Below are 4,217 nucleotides of genomic sequence, written 5' to 3'. Positions count from 1 at the left end.
TTTTCGACTATATTTTGATGCAAATTACCAATGTGGTTATCGTCCGGTCTATTCAAAAACCATTGATCCTGATACAGGAGAAATAAAGAATGAGAGAGGGGTGAGAGCATGAGAGAGTTTAGTGAAAGTGATGTTGAGAAATACTTAGAATACACTGATCAAAATGTTATCCCGACTAAAGAGCTTTTAGGTCAATGCTTTATTTGTGGTATAAAGTTAAGTGAAACTGAGACACCTGAAGGTCCAGAAAAACGAGTTGTTTGTTTGAAAGATAGAGATTACTTTGTTGAAGGATTTGAGGAATTGATAGAAATGGGAGAAATAAAATAAATATTGAGACTGGAGAGGTTAAGTAATGATTATTGACGTGGAATATATTGGATTTAAGAACAATTTAGAAGTTAATTATTTGGAGGAAAAGTAATGACACAAGCAGATATTAAATACCGTCCTATTAAACCATCCGATTATCATATCTTGGAAGATATGATTCGCAAATCATGGAACTACGATCGATTAGGAAGCCCAAAATTAGCTAAACAACTGTCTAAAATATATCTTGCCAGTTGTCTTGTTAATCAAACATTTACTAGTGTTGCTGTTTTTAATGAAGTGCCTGTTGGTATTATTATGGGTAAAAATAGAGAAACACATCGTAAACCACTAAGGTATCTTATTCGGCAAGGAATTGCTGTTGCACGAATTGCTATATCTAAAGAAGGGCGTAAAATTGGAAAGACGTTTCAAAAATTTGAAGAAGTTGATGAAATTCTTTTAAAGAGCATTGGTACAAACTTTGATGGTGAATTAGCTTTTTTTGTTGTAGATGGAAACCAACGTGGTTCAGGTATCGGTAAACAATTGTATCAACAATTTTTAGATTATATGACATCTGAAAATCTTAAGACATTTTACTTATTTACGGATACGACATGTAATTTTGGCTTTTATGAACATCAAGGTTTGGAACGATTAGCTGAAGAAACGCTCGATTTGCCAGAATTACAAGAGAATATGCATTTCTATTTGTACGGAAAAATGTGATAAAAGGGGCTAGTATTATATTTTCTAAGTAAAATGAAAAAATGTTATTTCTTAAAAATTTACCTTCAATGGGCGCGATTGTTGAACTATTTTTTTAGAAAAGGGTAGCTTAGGCTACTCTTTTTTATTTGGCCAGTGGGAAAATAAACGGTAGGGTCAACGATAAATGTCTGACTGAAGCAAATCGGAAGGAATTTAAGAAGTTGATACGATCCACTGATTTTCCACCCTCTTGGCAACTCGTTTTCGAGCCGTCGGAGACATGTAGAAATTTTCTGGGTTTGCCACTTTTGAAAAAGTGGCAAGGTCTGTTGTTTTGAATTTGATATTGAAATGAATTTGCAATCGTTGCGGAAAAATGCAAAGGTGAAAATATCATTTCTGTTACTAGAAAAAAGGACAGCTGTAGGCGTTTTTTTTTGTGCCTGTTCACGTCGAACCTTTTCAGCCTAAAGGCGAAAAAAGGGGCAAAGTGGACAGACAGTTTTTAGCCTCGCAGAGACCACACTTCACAGAGTGAAGTATAGTGGGTTATACTTTACTTGGAAGATAACTCCGAAATGAGGTGCGTACTATGAGTTTTGTAGTGGCTAGAATGACGAAATTAAAAGCTGATAATTTAGTCGGTATTGGCAATCATGACCAACGGAAAACGACTAATCACAGCAACGAAGATATTGATGTTTCCCGCTCCCACTTGAATTATGATTTGGTGGCTGGGCGCACTGATAATTTTAAAACGGATATTGAAGCCTATATCAACGAAAATAAAGCTAGTAAGCGGGCAGTTCGCAAAGACGCTGTTTTAGTCAATGAGTGGATTCTAACCAGTGACAAAGATTTTTTTGAGCAATTAGACGAAGTCGAAACCCGTAAATATTTTGAAACAGCCAAACAATATTTTGCAGATAACTATGGCGACGAAAATATTCGTTATGCGGTCGTTCACTTGGACGAGAAGACCCCTCACATGCATATGGGCATTGTGCCCTTTGATGATGATAGAAAGCTCTCAGCTAAGCGTATATTCAATCGTGAAGCCTTACAGCGCATTCAAGAGGAATTACCACAATATCTCAAAGAGAATGGCTTTGATGTTCAACGTGGCAACAAAAACAAAGAGCGTAAGAATTTATCAGTACCCGAATACAAAACTATGCGGGAAGATTTGAAAAAAATAGAGACCGAAAAACAAGAGACACAAGCAAAGCTTGCAGATACTAAAAAACAGCTTGATGAAATCAAGCCACGGGATAACAAAAAAATTGCTAGTAAACCAACTTTGCTGAATAAAAATAAAGTCATGGTTGATAAATCTGATCTCGCTGATTTGGAACAACGGGCGTCTTTTAGTGATAATTACAATCAAATGCATGCTAGAGCAAGGCGTGAAGCCGACTCGTTAAGAGATAAACTGACTAGAACAACGTGGGACTATAATGACCTCGAAAGAGAGAATGAGCGATTGCAAAAGTTAGTCGGAACACTTCAAGGCATTGTCCGCAATGTTGATGAATTTCTACACAAAAAACTAGGTATCAATTTACCTGACAAGTGGCTAGAACGTGCAGGACTAAAAGAACCGTCTAAAAAAGCCCCTGAAAGCTCACAGGAACTCGAAAAACATAAATCTGATGAATTAGGCGGTCCACATCTTTAAAACGCTTATATGGGCTTAAAATGGCATTTAAGAGCTTAATTTAACATCTGGCTAGATTGAACGTCGTTAATTTTGTGTCTGTCAACGGTAAATCGAATTAAAGGGGCTTGCTGCTTTAGCAGTTAGCCCCTTTTTGAGGCTTTAAGGAGTTGATAGACTAGCGGATAAAACACTTTTGCGCATGCAAAGAAAAGCACACCTGCTTTTTTTGCCTGCCCCACGGCGAGTGCGGGGTGAGTTTGAGCGGGAGCTCCCGCTCATTTATGGGGTCAAGCTGACACAGCTTGCGGGTTTGGGCGGAGCCCATATTTTGGTTTGAGTGGGATAAAAATTTTGAAAATCAGGGGGCAGGGAGCGAATTTCGCTCCCGTACTACGACCCCCCTATAAGTGCCGAGTGCCAAATTTTACTTGAATAGGACTTTACGCTTACTCTCCCAATGGATTTGGGAGTTTTTTTATGACCGCCGTTTGACCGCCGTTTTGACCGCCGTTTTTTTAAACGGGTTATTTTTTGACTATATAGACTATAAGTATATAATGATGTATAATGATAAAAAAATAAAGGAGTGAGTTTTATGCCTGAAGAGAAAACAGAATATCAAGTTGTAACCGTTAGAATACCTAAAAAGATGTATGCTGATTACAAAGAGATTTTAAAAAGTGAAGGAAAAATTGTAACTTACGATATTAGAAACTATATGCGTGATGTTATCGAAAAATCTAAGAAAGGAGAAAAATGAGCATAAAAAAAGAGCGCCCTCTCTCAAGTTCGCTCGTGAAAAATGCTTTTATTTTCTAAAGGTGATTATACTATATGACTACTAAAAATACAAAGGCTAGAAACTTTGCATTCATTTTGTATCCTGAAAGTATTCCTGAAAACTTTATTGAAAATTTAGAAAAAACTGGTATTCCTATGGCGATTAGTCCGCTCCATAATTTAGATAAAACTGAACGAAAATTTAAAGATATGACTCCTGATGAACAAGAGATAATAAGTGCTGGTGGATCAATTTATAAAAAACCACATTATCATGTTTTGTATATTGCTCGTAATCCGGTTACTGTTGAAAGTATTCGGAAAAAAATAAAACGTAATTTAGGTGATCAATCTGTATCTCATATCGAAATTGTTGATAGCGTGGAGTATTATTTTCAGTATTTAACGCATGAAAGTTCTGATGCAATTAAGAAAGGTAAACACCGCTACGATAAAAAAGATTTAATCTTTATAAATGATTTTGATATTGATAGATACGTAACACTTGATGAAAATGAAAAGAAAGAATTAAGGCAGACTTTACTTGAAATTGTAGATGAATATAACATTGTTAATGTAAAGGAATTAAGCTCGTTTATCAGACAAAGAGGTAACGAATTTGGAATTGAGAGTATGAAATATGTGAATGAAATAATTTCAAGTTCTTCTGGAATTTTTCGACTATATTTTGATGCAAATTACCAATGTGGTTATCGTCCGGTCTATTCAAAAACCATTGATCCTGATACAG

At 35.9% G+C, this 4,217-nt stretch carries 5 protein-coding genes; all 5 read left to right on the top strand.

Translation table 11 applies throughout. The annotated features are described in order from the left end of the window. Positions 1-108: 108 nt before the first annotated feature. Positions 109-330: a hypothetical protein gene (locus AC1RPW_RS07535; RefSeq protein ID WP_481761990.1), complete on the top strand. Its 222-nt coding sequence runs from the start codon at positions 109-111 to the stop codon at positions 328-330. A gap of 93 nt (positions 331-423) precedes the next feature. Further along, a complete protein-coding gene (locus tag AC1RPW_RS07530; protein WP_481761989.1) occupies positions 424-1,044 on the top strand; it encodes a GNAT family N-acetyltransferase in 621 nt (206 codons plus the stop codon). Between the two features lie 574 nt (positions 1,045-1,618). Then, positions 1,619-2,704 carry a MobV family relaxase gene (mobV, locus tag AC1RPW_RS07525; RefSeq protein WP_004906452.1) on the top strand — a complete coding sequence of 362 codons (1,086 nt, stop codon included), beginning with the start codon at positions 1,619-1,621 and terminating at the stop codon, positions 2,702-2,704. A 577-nt stretch (positions 2,705-3,281) separates the two neighbouring features. Next, positions 3,282-3,446 carry a transcriptional regulator gene (locus AC1RPW_RS07520; RefSeq protein WP_481761992.1) on the top strand — a complete coding sequence of 55 codons (165 nt, stop codon included), beginning with the start codon at positions 3,282-3,284 and terminating at the stop codon, positions 3,444-3,446. A 74-nt stretch (positions 3,447-3,520) separates the two neighbouring features. After that, positions 3,521-4,217: replication protein (locus AC1RPW_RS07515; RefSeq protein ID WP_481769379.1), on the top strand; the 697-nt coding region annotated here is incomplete at its 3' end.

This window comes from Dellaglioa sp. CoH-55-MRSF-8 (genome assembly GCF_056782195.1).
The sequence above is the reverse complement of the archived record's forward strand: the minus strand, read 5'-3'. Positions and strand labels throughout refer to the sequence as shown.

Bases quoted from the DNA above. Each gene is read 5' to 3' on its own strand.
- AC1RPW_RS07535 (WP_481761990.1), top strand. From the start codon at position 109: ATGAGAGAGTTTAGTGAAAGTGATGTTGAGAAATACTTAGAATACACT.
- AC1RPW_RS07530 (WP_481761989.1), top strand. From the start codon at position 424: ATGACACAAGCAGATATTAAATACCGTCCTATTAAACCATCCGATTAT.
- mobV (WP_004906452.1), top strand. From the start codon at position 1,619: ATGAGTTTTGTAGTGGCTAGAATGACGAAATTAAAAGCTGATAATTTA.
- AC1RPW_RS07520 (WP_481761992.1), top strand. From the start codon at position 3,282: ATGCCTGAAGAGAAAACAGAATATCAAGTTGTAACCGTTAGAATACCT.